Source organism: Bacteriovorax sp. BAL6_X, from assembly GCF_000443995.1.
In the GTDB taxonomy this organism is placed as follows: Bacteria; Bdellovibrionota; Bacteriovoracia; order Bacteriovoracales; family Bacteriovoracaceae; genus Halobacteriovorax_A.
Genome location: NZ_AUMC01000010.1, coordinates 630,017 through 645,610 on the forward strand (window position 1 = coordinate 630,017; position 15,594 = coordinate 645,610).

The following is a 15,594-nucleotide window of genomic DNA, read 5'->3' on the forward strand; positions in this document are numbered from 1 at the left end:
TTAGATCCATGCCATAGTTCCTGCACTATAGTGACTATTGTTTTCAACTGTCTCTGAACCGAGCTCTTTGTTCACTTTTTTAATTGATTCTTTTAAAGCTTTTTCAATTAATATTTGTTCATCATTTGTGAATTCATGTGTTTCTTTAACTCCTATAATAAGATCAATCTTTCCCTTCTTTATTTGTGTAGGCATTTTTGTCGCAATTGTTAAATTTCTAAGCTTTGAGTGATTGATTTTTCCAGCATCGACACCAGTCAGAATCTTTCTAAGGTGTTTTTCGATGAGCTCTCCATGGAGTGCTAAATTTGTTCGATCATTTTGTTTAACCCCTGCAGGAATAATGCTTAGTCTGAACTGTGAAGGGTTTTCTTGTGATGCGAATTTACTAACAAGTGCAATCTGATCTTTGGCCGTTAATTCTTTTGATGGAATCATGACACAATCGTCACCACTACAAGCGTTAGTGTATTCAATTTGCCTCTCATCTAAAACATCTTTTACAATATTATTGAATCGTGCTTTTATTTGATTAAAGGTTTTGGTTACTTTTACTTCGCCTTCTCTTGTAACCTTAACGATATCAGAAGGTGAGTTCTTATCATTATTAAGAATATCAAATGCGACTTGGCGAATATTTCTTGCTCCCATTCCTGTGATGTCTCCAGACATTCCCCCAGAAACTGCAGAGTTTAAATTTGCATGAACACGCTCTTTAATCCAGAGACCAGGGGTTAGGGAGTCTAAATTTTTAATATATTTCATTAAGTCTTGCCCTTCTTGAATTGATAATTTACTTCCAAAGCGTTGATTCAGTTCATTGGCAAGGTATTCCCCTCGGGCATATGAAGGGCCAGTGATTTTTCTCGCCACTTCAAAAACTTCAAGGGTAGGCACAAATGTGTTTTGATCATCTATTCTTTCAATAAGCCCAACCTTTGCAAGAGGGTGGTTTGGATTCAATCTTGCCGTATATTTTACTACATTTTTAACATCTTCTTCGATTGTAAACTTTACTTTTTGGAAGCTTGCAATTTGACCTGAACGATCTACCGAACGACTTCTCTTTGTAGCCTGCCCAGCTTCATCTGCCGTCCCTCCAATTCCTGCTTGAAACCAACCTTGAATATTTTCTTGTGTAGGAATTCCCTCCATGGTTTTAACCATATTGGCAAATTCTCTGTTAGCTTCTTGGTATACCGAATTAAGCTCTTTTGTTAATTGGGCCTTAATTTCACTTGGTATGCCTTTTGGAACAAAGGCGTAACGTGTTGATTTAAAGTCTGAATATACTTCAATATCAATATTTGGATACTTCTTTAATAATTCATTGATTCTCGTTGCGATAATTGTCTTATGGGAATTCGTTAGTGCTGTCACAAGACTCTTGTCACCAATTGTATCGTTTAACCTTTTTAATGCAGAGTTTTCAATATCTAAGTAAAGAGAGGCATTAGTGGCCCTTGCATTTTGAATCCAACGATTATTTAATTCTGGTCCCGTGAGAATATAGTCTTCATATTTTGAAATAAAGTTGGCCCTACTTCCAATCTTATCACTTCGGTTAATAAATGTTGATTGACGATACAGATCTCTTTTTCTTATTCCCTTAAGGTCGTAATCAATACTAGTTCCTGTTGGGGAGTAGCGCATTGCCTTAGAAGTGTACTTTACACTACTACCGATAATTTCTCCTGTTATAGAAAGTGGAGCAAGCAGAAGGGTGAAATCTCTTTCAAATTTTCGATCCTCGTATATCTGAGCTGTTGTAAGACCAGAGTTGAATGCTAGTGCAGCTTCTTTATAGCGGTTCTGAGCAAGACTTATTCCAATTGTCTCGGCGGCAACACCGACTCCAATCATACAACCTATACCAGCAGTAAAAGCGCATACCCCTCCACCAATAAGTGCTGCGCCCGCTAGGGCGAGGTCAGTTCTAATCTCCTTAAACTCTTCTTGATCTTTTAGGTTTTGTGAGACATCACACAGAACCTTTGATACTCCTCTGTCTTTAATAAATGAATTTAAAATATTATCATTTCGAATTAGAGAAGCCTCATCTTCTTTTTTTAAATGTGTAAGTCTATCTATTGAAAGACTTGTTTGTTTGGCTAAATCAGAAATGACAGTAGTGACTTCACTAAGGATTTCTTTATCGCTTTCAGTACCTCTCAGATCAATCTGGGCCAAAATCGGATTTTTCGCAAGTTTGTTATTATATTGTTTCTTTAGTTCTTTACGGTATTTAGACATATCGTAAGAAACAGCTTCATCAAGTGTACGTTGATGAAACGACTCACAGGAATATCTGCTTTTTGAAGGGCGAAAGCGAAACGATGTAGGTGATAACTTTTCAATACATTTATTTTTTTCAAAATTTTGTTCAAACCAAGCTTGTGTAAAATGATACTTTATTGCCTTTGCTTCTTCTTCAATTCTTACTCTTTCTTCTTTAGTTAAAGCTTTAAGTTCTTTATTTAGGAATTTATGTTTGATTGTTGTGTTGTAGAGAATTGGTTTCATCCTCTGGAATTTAGGAGGAGGGATCATCATAGACATCATGGCCCTAAGTTTTGGAGACTCCATTCTTACTGTTTTTAGTATGGATTCTCTGATATCGTTACAACTTGGATTATTCGAAATAAGACATTCTTTTATTTTATCAAAGTATGCTTTGTTCTTTCTAAGCTCACTTATTGTGAAATCTCTTAGTTCATTTAGAAGACTGTCTTCGTAAATATTTCTTTCAATAGCGCTTGCTGATTTTGATAGGGTTGTGAGATTTTCAAAATATCTAATTCGTCCATTTTCACAACCAATATAGTATTCATCACTTTGGTTATTTGTTACTATATTTTGGCATACGGCTATCTCGTAGTCTTTGTGGGATTCGATGGCCGTAGTTCCTTGCGTATAAGTATTAATTTCGATAATAGTACTTATAAATAGTAAAATAAGCCTTGTTCTCATGCTTTTATTATCGGTTATTTATAGCCTAATTCTTAATAGTAAATGAAGAATTGTGGGTGCAGAAAAGATGACTTTGGTCATGTTTTCTGATTAGATATTATAACATTTTGAACTTATTCATTTATGGAGAAGAAATATGTCACACTTTAATCATGCGGCCAATACTTGGGATTCTGAAGATAAAATTTCCTTAATGCAAACACTGGCAGAAAAAACTAGAGATCGTCTTAAACTTTCTAGTAAAGTCGACCTTCTTGATTTTGGATGTGGAACAGGCCTTTTTTGTCTCGAGTTTATTGATGATGCTAAAAGTATTACAGGTGTGGATACTTCCACAGGTATGCTCGAAGTTTTCGATAAGAAAACAGCTGTCTATGATCATATTAAATCAATCAATACTGATTTAGAAAATGAAGAACTCAATGAGAAATTTGATTTAATCATAAGTTCGATGACTTTTCATCATCTTAATTCACCTGAAAAAATGACACTGAAACTTGCTGGAATGTTAAATGAAGGTGGAAAGATGGCCATCGTCGATCTTGAGTCAGAAGATGGAAGTTTTCATCCTGATCCTAAGGGGATGGGTGTGAAGCATTTTGGTTTCTCTAATGAAGAAATTGTTTCATGGGCAGACAAAGCGAATCTTAATGTGAAGATAGAAACAATTAACTCACGTACAAAAAATGGCCGTGAGTATAATCAGTTCTTAGCAGTATTCTATAAGTAGGTAATATGAAAATAGGTGTAGTGGAGTTTACGATCTTGATCTCATTTAATCTTTGGAATGAAGGGTAATATCAAATACTATAAGAATACAGTTAATTAGAAGTGGGCCTTAGAGGCCCTTTCTTATTTGATCTCACATTTTGGAATCGATTTTTTGAAATTTCTAAATACTTTATTACAAATTGATTTTCTGTACTGATTTTTAAATAAGCTTACTTCTGTACTTGTTGTTACTTCCTTAGATATCACTTTATAATTATTTTTATAAAGCTCTATATTCATACGGCATAGGTGATCATCAGATTTTTCACCTCTTAAACCGCCCGTTATAATTTGGTATGTTGCACGGTAGAAAAATGCCATCGCTCTTTGATCATTTGCATTTTGATGAACATATGGATGATCAAGATAAGTTCCAATACTCATTTGATCGACAACATTATACCCTTTGCTTTCGAATGCTTTTCTAAATTTATCAAAGTAATCCTTTGGCATATCATAGTTTGCAAACGTTCCGTAGTAAGGACCTTTTGCCATCACTACATTACAAGTTTCATGTTTAATTGTTCTAGCAGCAAATGACTGAATTGATAGGATTAAAGTTACGATTAAAATTAAAGTTCTCATATTGTTCTCCTTTTGTTTTTTTGCCAATGTAATCGAAAGGAGGACTGTGCTCAATATGAGCAGGGGCCAATGTGTTGACCCTCGATTGTCATCATATAAATACTACAACTTTTAATAATTTTAAGGATTTATTTCTTCTTTTTCCCACTGAGCGGAAAAAGTGAAAGACTTAATTGATAGATTGAATCATATTCATTTGTATCTTCTAGAAAATCACAAAGCTTACGCCTGAAGTCTCTAATCAGCACCTTTGCCTCAACAATTTTCTTCTTATTAGTTGCCATCATCATTGATGATTGCTCACGAAACTCGGGAGTGACTTCGTCAATGGCAAGCTTTGCAAGATCAAGAATACGACGTTGAGATTCTTTATTGGCCATATTGATATCTTCATCACTAAGAGCATGTGTAGAGCTTCCTTCCGTAAGATCGAGCCAATCACCATCCTCACGAATTTCTAATAACTTTGCTTCAACAAGGTCATCAATTAGGCTTTGTGCATAGTCTTCTGTCGTGTGGAGTTCTTCCGCAATCCACTTTGCTGTTGGATCGAAGCCTTTAACTTTCATTAGCTCTAGGATAGCGTAATACTGCCAATTCTTTATGACTTCTTGGTGAATCATATCGACACGAGTATATTCTTCTTTTGGATTTTTAAGACGAAATGACTTTATAACCTCTTTAGATCTTACTTCTTTTTTTATCTTGGAAAGCTCTTCATCTGTAATCCCTAAGAGTTGCGCTCTTGATTCGATGAAGGCATCCGGAATTTCACGTTTACCATTCAAGTATTTAGAAAGAAGACCTGGGTCCATATCGAGGTAATTAGCAAAAGATCGCATCGAAAAGCGCTTATTCTTTGCTTTCTTTTTTTCAAGTATATTTGTGAGTAAATCTAAATAATCCATTAGCTATAAGTATGAGGCATCTTTGAAGGAAGTTCCAGATAAAGTTATCGTCACAAATTCGATAATAAAAGTCCCTGAAATCAGTAACTTGGCGTCTGCTTAAGATATGGACACCATGGAGATATTTTACATAAGGGCCTAAAATCTCTTAGTTGGCCGATATGTTTTAGCTTATGAAAATGAAACTTATTATTTTATCGATTCTTCTAACTCAGATGCTTTCTGCTTCAGCAAACGACAAGGTAAATCAAATTCGTGCAAGTCTAAGGGTTGCAAGGCCTGAGATTAATTTACAAGAAACAAAGATTAATAAGAGCTTTCTATTAAAGAAAAGTATCGAAGAAAGAATTCAAGTTTTAGAGATTTTAAAAGATCGTCCAGAAGATTTTAATATTGACGAAAATATTCTTGATCAGGCATTACGCCTTGGCAGAGAAGGAAATGGTGGTGATGATATCGCAGCTGAATTCTTTGAAATTGGAGCGAAGCTTCGTGATCAAATTGAAGGGCAACAGGCACTTCTTTTCTCAAAGCATAGTATCTTTGATGATATCAATCTTGATCTATTGGATTTAATTGTTGAAAAGACAGCAGTCTTCTCTGTAAATTATAAACTTTGCTCAAGGGTCGGTGATTACCGTTGTCGTAATGAGCGTGGCTTTGTTGCAAAGAATTTTCCTGAGACCTTAGAAATTCACGTTAATCAACAGCGTTGGGAGTCTCTTACTGATCATGAAAAGTTAAAGATTGTTTTTCATGAATACTTAGGCTTATTAGGGCATGAAGAAGGAACTTATAATTTAAGCTCTCTTCTCGTTGTCGATGCAAAAGAGCAATCATCTTTTAATAATGTATCTTGTTCTTTCTCATATATTGATCAGTTAAACCGTCTCCATTCAGGTGCCGCTTCTGGTGTAAAGCATAGCATTCTCTCTGGAGGAGTTCCTCTGATGATGGGAAATCATTTCAATTATATGATCTCTTATGTCATCTCAACTGGGTACCTTCGCATTGAATTAAGAGAAGGAAAGCCTTTTGCAAACTCAGTAATGCCTAAATTTGAAGTGGAACCAATTCTTCCTGAAGTTATCGTTTTTGATGGAGCTGTAGAAGGGCGTAAGTCAATTGAGTTTGATAAAGGTAAGCTTGTTATAAGCTGTACCGGTGTTTAATTATAGAGACAAGACATAAGCTTTTTTAGATTATTCTTTGTCGAGTTCTGTAGTGGCCCAAAGTGATTGTATGACCATCCTGCATAGAAGTGAGGGGTAACACATCTGTCACTTGAGCTCTCAAGTTTTCCACCTTCTTGATTTTGTGGATGAGTGAATCTTTTTTCTGAAGTATTTAATTGTACGGAAAATGCTTCAATGACTTTATGAACTCCACAATAAGCATTGAAATGTTGGGCAGTAGAGCCGAAACCTTTAATCAATGCATCTTTCTTTTTATTCGTTATCTGACAACTTTCATTTGAATAATAATGATTCCATGAATCTACACAAGGTTTTATATTTCCACCATAGTTTGGCGTGAATTGATAGAGGCCAATATTTAATCGACTCACTTTTGGCTGCCATTTATCGTAATAGAATTTTACCCCTTGAGGTCTTTTGTAATTTCTTGGAGCATACTTCTTTGCGAGTTTCTCACTTACCGCTAAGTCTGCTGTTGTTAAGCTTTCTGTGTATGCTAAACACCCAAAGAACTTTCCCCATAGCTGTTGAAGTTCTTCGTGATTGTCCTGTGCTCGATATTCATTATGTTCACGAGCAAAACGATTGGCCAATTCAATCGTCATCTCATCTGGCATATTCTTAATCGTCTTTGAAAGAGATTCTTTTGTCACGGAACATAATGGGTGGCTAAATAGACCGACCTTTTCTTGATCTTCCATTCTAACTGGCATTTTATAAATAGTGCTAACATGAATAAATGTCGACCTCTTTGATGCTAGCTCATTAATAAAGTATTGGAGTGATTCACCAAAAGTATTTTGATTCTCTAGTTGAAGGTGACACTTATCGATTTGAAACTCAGATTGATTTCGTACTTTAGTTAATTCATTACTTTGAAAGTAAGTATCAACTTCATCAACAAATGAATTTGTTGCGAATGAGAATGTTGAGATAAGCAGTGCTATTATTATTTTCATCTGTAGAGACAATAGTAAATATTCAACAAATCGAATAGTTTTTTAATAATTGCCTGTAATTGGTCTACGTATTATAAAGGCTTTATGATTAATTATTTTGAAGTTATAGTTATTGGCTTAGTTCTATGTGCCGATTCTTTCTCGGCCGCTGTTGCCATGGGGGCCAGACCTCATAAATTTAGCGATACTCTGAAATTTGCATTCTCATCGGGGGGAGCTGAAGCACTGGTTGCTTTCTTAGGTGCAATTGCCGGCGCGAAAGTTATTGCACAATTTGATTATATTGATCATTGGATTTCATTTGGTCTCTTAACAGCTGTTGCTATTCATATGGCCTATGAGGGTTATGAAGAGCTTAGTGGAAAGAATCATGATGAAGAAGAGAGGCCAAAGCAATTTCATAGCTTATTAAAAGTAATCCTGGTTTCATTTGCCACAAGCCTTGACGCATTTGCAGTTGGGGTGACAATTGGTGCATCGGGTAAAATGCTGACTCCATACATTACTTCGATTGGAGTTTGGGCATTTTGTTCGACAATAGTGGGGATGAGCATTGCTAAACGTGCTTCTGATAAGTTAGGACCTGTTTTTAGCATCATTGCCGCGATTATTTTACAAAGCCTTGCAGTGAAATTCCTACTCGAAGGCCTATAATTGGCAAATTCAATTTATTCACTTATGATTTTGCAAAAAATAACATAGGTGAAATTAATGGATATCAAAAAAATTTTTGAAAATAACAAAGAATGGGTTCAATCTAAGTTAGACCAAGATGAAAAATACTTCGATAAACTAGGGGCAGGACAAAACCCTAATTTTCTTTATATCGGATGCTCAGACTCTCGTGTTACGGCCGAAGAAGTAATGGGTGCCGGACCAGGTGAGATCTTCGTTCACAGAAATATCGCCAATATGGTTATCAGTATCGACCTTAATGTAATGAGTGTTCTAAACTACGCAGTTGATCACTTAAAAGTCGATCATATTATCGTTTGTGGGCACTACGGGTGTGGTGGTGTAAAGGCCGCAATGGAAAGCCAAGACCTTGGAATTTTAAACCCATGGCTTAGAAATATTCGCGATGTGTATCGTACTCACAAGACAGAACTTAATGCAATTGAAGATGAAGATAAGCGCTATGAGCGTCTAGTTGAGCTAAATGTTCAAGAGCAATGTATTAATGCAATTAAGACAGCTGCCGTACAAAAAGCAAACCGTGAAAGAGGCCTAAAAGTTTATGGCTGGGTCTTTGATGTTCACACAGGGGAGCTTAAAGATCTCAAGATTGACTTTGAAAAAACTCTAGAAAATATCATGGAAATCTACCACCTCGATTAAATAAATTAATATTTCAATAATAGTAATCGTATATACACCTATGATGCCTTGCGGTGTCATAGGTGGCATCTATCAGGCATTAGATAATAAATATTAGATAAAAATCACCTCTGATGGAAGAATCTTATAAGTAGAATATCACTTATTAAAACTTCTAAAGGAGATGAATAGTGCAAACTTTAATCAACACAAAAGTACAAGACTTCAGTGTACAAGCTTACCACAATGAAGACTTCAAAACAGTTACTGCTAATGATCTAGAAGGTAAATGGTCAATCCTTTTCTTCTATCCAGCAGACTTTACATTCGTATGCCCAACTGAGCTTGGAGACATGGCAGATAAGTATGAAGAATTCCAAAAAATGGGTGTCGAAGTTTACTCTGTATCAACAGATACTCACTTCACACACAAAGCATGGCATGACACTTCAGATACTATCAAGAAAATCAAGTACCCAATGCTTGCAGACCCAACTGGTCAACTAACTAGAGCATTTGGTGTTCATATTGAAGAAGAAGGCCTTGCTTATAGAGGGACATTCTTAATTAACCCTGCTGGAGAAATCAAGCTTGCTGAAGTTCAAGACAATGGAATTGGTCGTAATGCTGATGAGCTAATGAGAAAAGTTCAAGCTGCTCAGTTCATCGCTGAAAATCCAAATGAAGTATGTCCAGCTAAGTGGAAGCCAGGGGCCGAAACACTTAAGCCAGGTTTAGACCTTGTAGGAAAAATCTAAGATTTATCCTCAACGATATTTTGGGCCCGAGCTTTATTGCTTGGGCCTGTCCTAGAATTTTATTGGAGTAATTATGTTAGATAGTGGAATCATTGAACAATTAAAGTCTGTCTACGCTCAACTGGAGAGTGAGATTGGGCTTGTTTACAATGAATCAAGTCATACTAAACAACAAGAGCTTGTTGAGATGATTGAGAGTATCGCGACTACTTCTCCAAAGATTGTGGCAAAGTCTAGCGGCCAAAATTACGATTACCCACATTTTGAAATTCATGTGAATGGCAAGGCAAATGGAATCAAGTTTTCTGGTATTCCAGGAGGTCATGAATTTACATCACTTATTCTTGCTATCCTAAATAGTGATCTTAAAGGAAAACTTCCTGATGAGATGATTATTAACCGAATTAAAGCATTAAAAGGTGAGATAAACCTTAAGACATATATTTCTCTTTCTTGTGAGAATTGCCCAGATATTGTCCAAGCACTTAATCTAATGTCCATCTTCAATGAGGACTTCACTCACGAAATGATTGATGGAGAGTTTGAGCAGGATGAAATTTCTAGACTTAAGATTCAGGGAGTCCCAAGTGTGATTGATGGAGATGAATTAGTTCACTCTGGAAAGTCTTCACTTGTTGATTTATTAGAAAAGCTAGAAGCACGCTTTGGAAAAGAAGAGACACAGTCTTCTGGCGAAGCAAAAGACCTAGGTCTATATGATGTTATTGTTATTGGAGGAGGCCCTGCTGGTGTTTCGTCAGCGATCTACTCAGCACGTAAGGGACTTAAGACTGCCGTGATCACTGATCGTATTGGTGGTCAAATGCAAGATACCAAAGGCATCGAAAATTTCATCTCAATTCCATATACGGAAGGTCCGCATTTATCTGCGGCCCTTAATAAGCATATGGATGAATATGATATTAAGAGCCTTGAACATCGTCGTGTTGAAAATATTGAAAACGGTGATGTTAAAACTTTATTTTTAAATAGTGGAGAAACTGTTCAAACAAAGGCCCTCATCATTGCAACAGGTGCAAAGTGGCGTGAGCTTGGTGTTGACGGTGAGAAAGAGTATGTCGGTCGTGGTGTTGCTTATTGTCCTCACTGTGATGGCCCTTATTATAAAGGCAAAGATATAAGTGTTGTTGGTGGAGGAAACTCTGGTGTTGAAGCGGCCATTGACCTTGCCGGTATTGTAAAGTCAGTGACACTCTTTGAGTTTGCACCAGAACTTAAAGCAGACTCTGTTCTTGTTAAGAAGCTTGAGTCTCTACCGAATGTAACAATCGTTAAAAATGCACGTACGGATAAGGTTGTTGGTGACGGCGAAAAAGTTATCGGTCTTGAGTACGAGGATCGTGCAACTGGTGAGATGAAGAAAGTCGACCTAGATGGCGTCTTTGTTCAAATTGGACTTGTGCCAAATAGTGAATTCCTAGGGGATCTAGTTGAAAAAAATAAGTTTGGAGAAATCATTGTAACTGATAAGTGTCGCACAAATCAGAAAGGTGTTTATGCTGCTGGAGATGTAACAATTGTTCCGTATAAGCAGATTATTATAGCAATGGGAGAAGGGGCCAAAGCTGGTCTCACTGCCTTTGAAGATTTAATGCTTGTGTAAGCGCAACAACTCTCTCTGCGTTACATAAATAATCTAGTTTAACCTAGGGGGCCCCTCATCTTCTACTCATACGTGAGGGGCTTTTTTAATTCAAATTTTAGTACATTCGTTTTTACAGGCCAGGATATAGCTCTTGTTAGATTGAAGCACTAACGGCATATCTTCCAAGTAGTTCACCTGCTTTATTAAGTAGAAAGTACTTCGTTGTTATGTGCATATTATCCCATTCTCCACCAACTGTTTCGTATTGAAAAAGATAGAGGTTTCCAACCTTATATGCATTTTTAAAACCTGTTGATGTTCCGTATTCACCATCTGGTGAAGTGTAGCGTCCGCCCATATAGTCCTTTGAGCGAAGTGCCTTTGCCAAAGTAAACTTCATATCAAAGTTTGTGTCATCATGGATATTAATAAGCTCAAATTCTCCACCGATGATCTCAGCAACCTTAAATGTTATCTTTGTCACCTTAAACTCGTAGCACTTATAGGCATCATTTCCTGTATTAATGTCCTGATTATCATAAATGTCATAGAGGTTACAGTCTTTGAAGAGCTTGTAGTCATTTCTTAGATCATTAAAGTAGCTCTTTAGTTTTGGAGTATTTGCGTTGGCAAAAGTAGGAATTAACATTGATAAAACAACTAGCGATAAAGTTTTCATAGATATGCTCCTAAGTTACTACTCTACATAGTACAGCGGGTTTAAATTGACAAAACATTGTGTTTTGTAAGTTGTGACACTAGATACAATTTACTTAGTTTTAGGACAATATTTTTGAAATATTTGTGTTTTGTGGAGTTCTATGAGTAGTGCTGCGTCGAGTCTTAAGGGGCGGTTAAAAAGAATTTGGCCATTCTTTTCTGTGGCCCAGTATACAGAGCTCCGATATAAGTTCTATGGGAAATAAAGGACTAAAAAAAGATCGCTATCCAATTGAGACTGAATTTCGTTACAAAGGTGAGGAAAGCTTTGGCTCATTCGTTTCAAAGGGAAGTCTTAGAATTCTACAACTTAGAAAGATCTTTTCTAAGATTGTTGAAAAGAAGAAAGAAGATCCCATTCCAAATGAAACGAGTATACCTCGTGCTTTCTATCATGAATTTGATATTCATTGTATGCAGATAAAAGATCGCAACCTCTTCCAATTTAGGCCTATAGGTAAGGAGTGTGCAAAAACAGTTTTCTATATTCACGGAGGAGCATTTATCTATAATATGAATGTTGGCCAATTCCACTTGCTTACACAGTTGATGCGAAATATAGATATCGAAATTATTGTTCCAGACTATCCCTTGGTTCCTCATGGAAGCGTTTTAGATGCTCTTTCGATGATAAGAGAATCTTTTGAAAAAACAGCGCAAAGAGTTGGTGCTGAAAATATTATTGTTATGGGAGATGCAGCAGGAGGCTGTCTTGCTCTTGCTCTTTGTGAACAAATAAGAAACGAAAAATATCCACTTCCTTCTTCAATTATACTTTTATCACCTTGGCTTGATATCAGCATGAGTAATCCTGAAATTGAAAATTTTGATGAACATGAAATGATCTTAGATCGTAAAGGGATTAGAGAATTAGGGCAAATATTTGCAGATGACTTACCTGAAGATGATTACCGAATAAGTCCATTAAGAGGAGAGCTAGATGATCTCCCTGAGATTAATATCTTTACAGGAACTCACGATATTCTACATCCTGATGCAAAGGAATTAAAAAACCGTTTGAAGGAAGAAAGTCGGCCTTATCGCTACTTTGAATACCCCAAGATGATGCATGGATTTATAGAGATGCCTCATCTTAGGGAGTCTAGATTTGCTATTAATCAGATTATCTTTTTACTAAAGAGTGAATTTGATCGTTGAAGATTTCTCTATGAACCACAACCGATGCAGTCGATAAAGCTCTCAGGTGGTTTTACGCCATCAAGTTTCATTTTTATATTGTGAATTCTGCCACGAATATCCATATCTTCCATCATATTTCCAGTAAGTTGCCCTTCTAGAAGTGTGATTTCAGCAAGTAGTTCTTCTTTTTGTTGTGGCGTCAATTGACTCATGTATTCTCCCTATATTGTGTGTTGTGTGACTTAAATTATCTATTAGATTGGAAAAATATGCAAATTATCAAGGCGTTATGTTTGATAGTTTATAGCTATCAAATCTTTAGTTCAATCGAATGTTATCTGGCGTAGAATTTCCGTAAAATAAATATATTCTCCTTAAAGAGAGGGGAAAGGAGAGTTTATGAGTGCAAATTATATGGCCATTTCCGGTGTTTTAATTGCTGGTTTTGCTACTGGTTTAGGTGCATTACCAATTTATTTAAAAAGACACTACTCAAAGGAGATGCTTGATATTGCAATGGGCTTCAGTGCCGGAATCATGCTAGTTGCATCCTTTGTTTCTCTAATTATTCCTGGTATGCAAGAGGCCAGAAATCTTTATTCTGCAACATTGGCCATGCCACTATTTCTTCTGAGTCTATTTTTAGGCTATGTTTTTATCATTTTTATTCATGATTTTATTCCCCATAAGCATCTAAATAAGAAAAGTGATATGGAGCTTGGTGGCCATGAGAAAAAACTAAGTCGGGTTATGTTAATCACTATGGCCATTGCGCTTCATAATATACCAGAGGGGCTTGCTGTTGGAGTGGGCTTTGGTGGTGGAAACCATACCGGTGGGATGGCCCTTGCTATTGCTATTGCTTTACAAAATATTCCCGAAGGCCTCGTAGTTGCTTTTGGAATTTTAAATGAAGGTGCAACTAGGAATCGTGCTTTTTTTATGGCCTTACTTTCTGGCCTTGTTGAACCAATTGCTGCAGGTTTCGGATATTTGGCAACAAGTGTATCTTCACAAAGTCTTCCTCTTGCACTAGGTTTTGCAGCAGGAACAATGTTATTTGTAATTTGCCAAGAGATGCTTCCTGAACTATTTAGGCAAGGGCATGAGAGAAATGCAACTCTTGGTGTAATTATTGGTGTGATGACAATGCTTGCAATCGATTTTTACCTATAGAGAACGTGATCCACTATTTTGTTTTGCCTTCATTAAATGGTGGTCGAAAATACTCGCAATATTTCTCATAAATGGCCTGCCTTCTTCTGTGACAATAATCTTATCACTACTTGTAATAAGGCCATCTTCTTCAAGCTCACAAATCTTATGTCTAATAAGAGAAGCATTCTTTAGGCCCTGCCATGCTTTATTTGAAACACTATTTGTTGCAAAGAAGTTTTGTAGGATTTCTTCAACGGCCATATCTTCTTGAGAGTGAATATGACCAGTTGTAATAGCAAGCTTCCTATTACTAATTGATTCATAATAGGCCTTAACATCCTTTTCATTTTGTACAAAGCTCTTAGCAGATGATGAAATTGAAGAGCAACCGAGACCGATAATTATCGGAGAGCTCTTATGAGTGTGCCCCATAAAATTTCTTCTAAGTTTTCCTTCTTGTTTTGCTTGGTAGAGTTGCGAATTCGACTTTGCAAAGTGATCGAGTCCAATTTCTTTATATGAATGGTTTTCAAGTAACTTCTTTCCGTGTTCGTATAATGCTCTTTTTACGGCACCTTCAGGTAGAGCTTCTTCTGGAATCAGTTTTTGATTTTTTATTTTTGACGGAAGGTGAGCATAGCTATAAAAAGCAATCTGCTGTGGGCCAAGTGAAAAAACTTTCTCAATTGTTTCTTCAACTGATTTTAATGTTTGATAAGGTAGGCCATAGATTAAATCAAAATTGATATCATTAATGCCAATTTCTCGGCAATAGTCCACAAGCTCTTTTACCTTGTCGAAGGGTTGTATGCGGCCGATTGCTTCTTGAACAGTAGGATCAAAATCTTGAATTCCCATCGATAGGCGGCTGAAACCCAATTTTTTATAAAGGTCTAATTGTGACTTTGAACAAGTACGAGGATCAATTTCAATCGATCCTTTAAAATCTTTAGAATCAATTGATTCCCTTAGCTTATCTAAAAGAGTTGAAAATGCCTCTTCGTTTAAAAAATTAGGAGTTCCTCCTCCAAGGTGAATTGATGAAATCTTAATATCTCCCATCTGTTCGAGATAAAGATCCCACTCTCTTAGTAAGAAATCAATATATTCAATTCCACGATTTTTATTTTTTGAAATAACTCGGTGACAACCGCAGTAGTAACAAAGTTTTTCACAAAACGGGACGTGGATATATAGTTCAATACCTTGAGCTTTATCATAACCTTCATTAAGGTGCTCAAACCACATCTCTTGTGATGGTGCCCCCGTCCAATAGGGAACAGCTGGATAACTAGTGTAGCGAGGTACTGGTACATTATATTTTTGAACAAGACTGTCTTTAATCATCTTTTTATCTCCTAAGGGCAATCTTAGAAGAATTGGAGCAAAAAAAAGATGATGTAGCTTAGGTTTTTACTTGAATTGCAAGTTGAATGTGTTTTGTGTTCTTCAAGCTTTAAAGATTATGGCCTTGTTTTAGTTATTAAACAAAAATAAGGATTTCTT

At 36.3% G+C, this 15,594-nt stretch carries 15 protein-coding genes; 8 read left to right on the forward strand and 7 right to left on the reverse strand.

What is annotated here, in order from left to right; genetic code table 11:
* Positions 1-2,970, reverse strand: a complete 2,970-nt coding sequence (locus tag M902_RS13705; RefSeq protein ID WP_021268570.1) for a hypothetical protein — start codon at positions 2,968-2,970, stop codon at positions 1-3.
* 136 nt (positions 2,971-3,106) lie between these two features.
* Between M902_RS13705 and M902_RS13710 the strand changes: the two genes are divergently transcribed.
* Positions 3,107-3,700 carry a class I SAM-dependent methyltransferase gene (locus tag M902_RS13710; protein ID WP_021268612.1) on the forward strand — a complete coding sequence of 198 codons (594 nt, stop codon included), beginning with the start codon at positions 3,107-3,109 and terminating at the stop codon, positions 3,698-3,700.
* A gap of 122 nt (positions 3,701-3,822) precedes the next feature.
* On the opposite strand, the gene M902_RS13715 is transcribed toward M902_RS13710, so the two are convergent.
* Together M902_RS13715 and M902_RS13720 are read right to left on the reverse strand one after the other, a co-directional pair.
* Entirely contained in the window at positions 3,823-4,326 is a 504-nt protein-coding gene (locus M902_RS13715; RefSeq protein ID WP_021268742.1) for a hypothetical protein, read from the reverse strand.
* Between the two features lie 128 nt (positions 4,327-4,454).
* Complete coding sequence (locus M902_RS13720) at positions 4,455-5,234, reverse strand: TIGR02147 family protein (RefSeq protein WP_021267801.1); 780 nt, start codon at positions 5,232-5,234, stop codon at positions 4,455-4,457.
* Between the two features lie 179 nt (positions 5,235-5,413).
* Between M902_RS13720 and M902_RS13725 the strand changes: the two genes are divergently transcribed.
* Complete coding sequence (locus M902_RS13725) at positions 5,414-6,406, forward strand: hypothetical protein (protein WP_040314862.1); 993 nt, start codon at positions 5,414-5,416, stop codon at positions 6,404-6,406.
* On the opposite strand, the gene M902_RS13730 is transcribed toward M902_RS13725, so the two are convergent.
* Entirely contained in the window at positions 6,403-7,389 is a 987-nt protein-coding gene (locus M902_RS13730) for a hypothetical protein (RefSeq protein WP_021268052.1), read from the reverse strand. The genes M902_RS13725 and M902_RS13730 overlap by 4 nt on opposite strands.
* An 84-nt stretch (positions 7,390-7,473) precedes the next feature.
* Between M902_RS13730 and M902_RS13735 the strand changes: the two genes are divergently transcribed.
* The 4 genes from M902_RS13735 (at position 7,474) to ahpF (ending at position 11,088) form a co-directional block, all read left to right on the forward strand.
* On the forward strand, positions 7,474-8,043 hold the full coding sequence (locus M902_RS13735) for a manganese efflux pump (RefSeq protein WP_021268393.1): 570 nt from the start codon (positions 7,474-7,476) through the stop codon (positions 8,041-8,043).
* 57 nt (positions 8,044-8,100) lie between these two features.
* Positions 8,101-8,727, forward strand: a complete 627-nt coding sequence (locus tag M902_RS13740; protein WP_021268499.1) for a carbonic anhydrase — start codon at positions 8,101-8,103, stop codon at positions 8,725-8,727.
* A gap of 170 nt (positions 8,728-8,897) precedes the next feature.
* The gene (gene ahpC / locus M902_RS13745; protein WP_021268641.1) at positions 8,898-9,464 is read left to right on the forward strand and encodes an alkyl hydroperoxide reductase subunit C; all 567 of its coding nucleotides are present in this window, start codon (positions 8,898-8,900) and stop codon (positions 9,462-9,464) included.
* Positions 9,465-9,537: 73 nt separating this feature from the next.
* The gene (gene ahpF, locus M902_RS13750; RefSeq protein WP_021268338.1) at positions 9,538-11,088 is read left to right on the forward strand and encodes an alkyl hydroperoxide reductase subunit F; all 1,551 of its coding nucleotides are present in this window, start codon (positions 9,538-9,540) and stop codon (positions 11,086-11,088) included.
* Positions 11,089-11,224: 136 nt separating this feature from the next.
* Here ahpF and M902_RS13755 read toward each other — a convergent pair whose 3' ends face one another.
* On the reverse strand, positions 11,225-11,749 hold the full coding sequence (locus M902_RS13755) for a hypothetical protein (RefSeq protein ID WP_021268401.1): 525 nt from the start codon (positions 11,747-11,749) through the stop codon (positions 11,225-11,227).
* A 236-nt stretch (positions 11,750-11,985) separates the two neighbouring features.
* Between M902_RS13755 and M902_RS13760 the strand changes: the two genes are divergently transcribed.
* Positions 11,986-12,948: an alpha/beta hydrolase fold domain-containing protein gene (locus M902_RS13760; protein WP_021267910.1), complete on the forward strand. Its 963-nt coding sequence runs from the start codon at positions 11,986-11,988 to the stop codon at positions 12,946-12,948.
* 8 nt (positions 12,949-12,956) lie between these two features.
* Here the strand turns inward: M902_RS13760 and M902_RS13765 are convergent, their stop codons facing one another.
* The gene (locus tag M902_RS13765; RefSeq protein ID WP_021268045.1) at positions 12,957-13,142 is read right to left on the reverse strand and encodes a hypothetical protein; all 186 of its coding nucleotides are present in this window, start codon (positions 13,140-13,142) and stop codon (positions 12,957-12,959) included.
* Between the two features lie 187 nt (positions 13,143-13,329).
* Here M902_RS13765 and M902_RS13770 point away from each other — a divergent pair, with 187 nt between their 5' ends.
* Positions 13,330-14,106 carry a ZIP family metal transporter gene (locus tag M902_RS13770; protein ID WP_021267853.1) on the forward strand — a complete coding sequence of 259 codons (777 nt, stop codon included), beginning with the start codon at positions 13,330-13,332 and terminating at the stop codon, positions 14,104-14,106.
* Here the strand turns inward: M902_RS13770 and hemN are convergent.
* Positions 14,101-15,435 carry an oxygen-independent coproporphyrinogen III oxidase gene (gene hemN / locus M902_RS13775; RefSeq protein WP_021268722.1) on the reverse strand — a complete coding sequence of 445 codons (1,335 nt, stop codon included), beginning with the start codon at positions 15,433-15,435 and terminating at the stop codon, positions 14,101-14,103. The genes M902_RS13770 and hemN overlap by 6 nt on opposite strands.
* Between the last annotated feature and the right edge of the window lie 159 nt (positions 15,436-15,594).

Excerpts from the sequence above, each read along its gene's own strand:
- M902_RS13705 (WP_021268570.1), bottom strand. The coding sequence starts at position 2,970 with ATGAGAACAAGGCTTATTTTACTATTTATAAGTACTATTATCGAAATT.
- M902_RS13710 (WP_021268612.1), top strand. The coding sequence starts at position 3,107 with ATGTCACACTTTAATCATGCGGCCAATACTTGGGATTCTGAAGATAAA.
- M902_RS13715 (WP_021268742.1), bottom strand. The coding sequence starts at position 4,326 with ATGAGAACTTTAATTTTAATCGTAACTTTAATCCTATCAATTCAGTCA.
- M902_RS13720 (WP_021267801.1), bottom strand. The coding sequence starts at position 5,234 with ATGGATTATTTAGATTTACTCACAAATATACTTGAAAAAAAGAAAGCA.
- M902_RS13725 (WP_040314862.1), top strand. The coding sequence starts at position 5,414 with ATGAAACTTATTATTTTATCGATTCTTCTAACTCAGATGCTTTCTGCT.
- M902_RS13730 (WP_021268052.1), bottom strand. The coding sequence starts at position 7,389 with ATGAAAATAATAATAGCACTGCTTATCTCAACATTCTCATTCGCAACA.
- M902_RS13735 (WP_021268393.1), top strand. The coding sequence starts at position 7,474 with ATGATTAATTATTTTGAAGTTATAGTTATTGGCTTAGTTCTATGTGCC.
- M902_RS13740 (WP_021268499.1), top strand. The coding sequence starts at position 8,101 with ATGGATATCAAAAAAATTTTTGAAAATAACAAAGAATGGGTTCAATCT.
- ahpF (WP_021268338.1), top strand. The coding sequence starts at position 9,538 with ATGTTAGATAGTGGAATCATTGAACAATTAAAGTCTGTCTACGCTCAA.
- M902_RS13755 (WP_021268401.1), bottom strand. The coding sequence starts at position 11,749 with ATGAAAACTTTATCGCTAGTTGTTTTATCAATGTTAATTCCTACTTTT.
- M902_RS13760 (WP_021267910.1), top strand. The coding sequence starts at position 11,986 with ATGGGAAATAAAGGACTAAAAAAAGATCGCTATCCAATTGAGACTGAA.
- M902_RS13765 (WP_021268045.1), bottom strand. The coding sequence starts at position 13,142 with ATGAGTCAATTGACGCCACAACAAAAAGAAGAACTACTTGCTGAAATC.
- M902_RS13770 (WP_021267853.1), top strand. The coding sequence starts at position 13,330 with ATGAGTGCAAATTATATGGCCATTTCCGGTGTTTTAATTGCTGGTTTT.
- hemN (WP_021268722.1), bottom strand. The coding sequence starts at position 15,435 with ATGATTAAAGACAGTCTTGTTCAAAAATATAATGTACCAGTACCTCGC.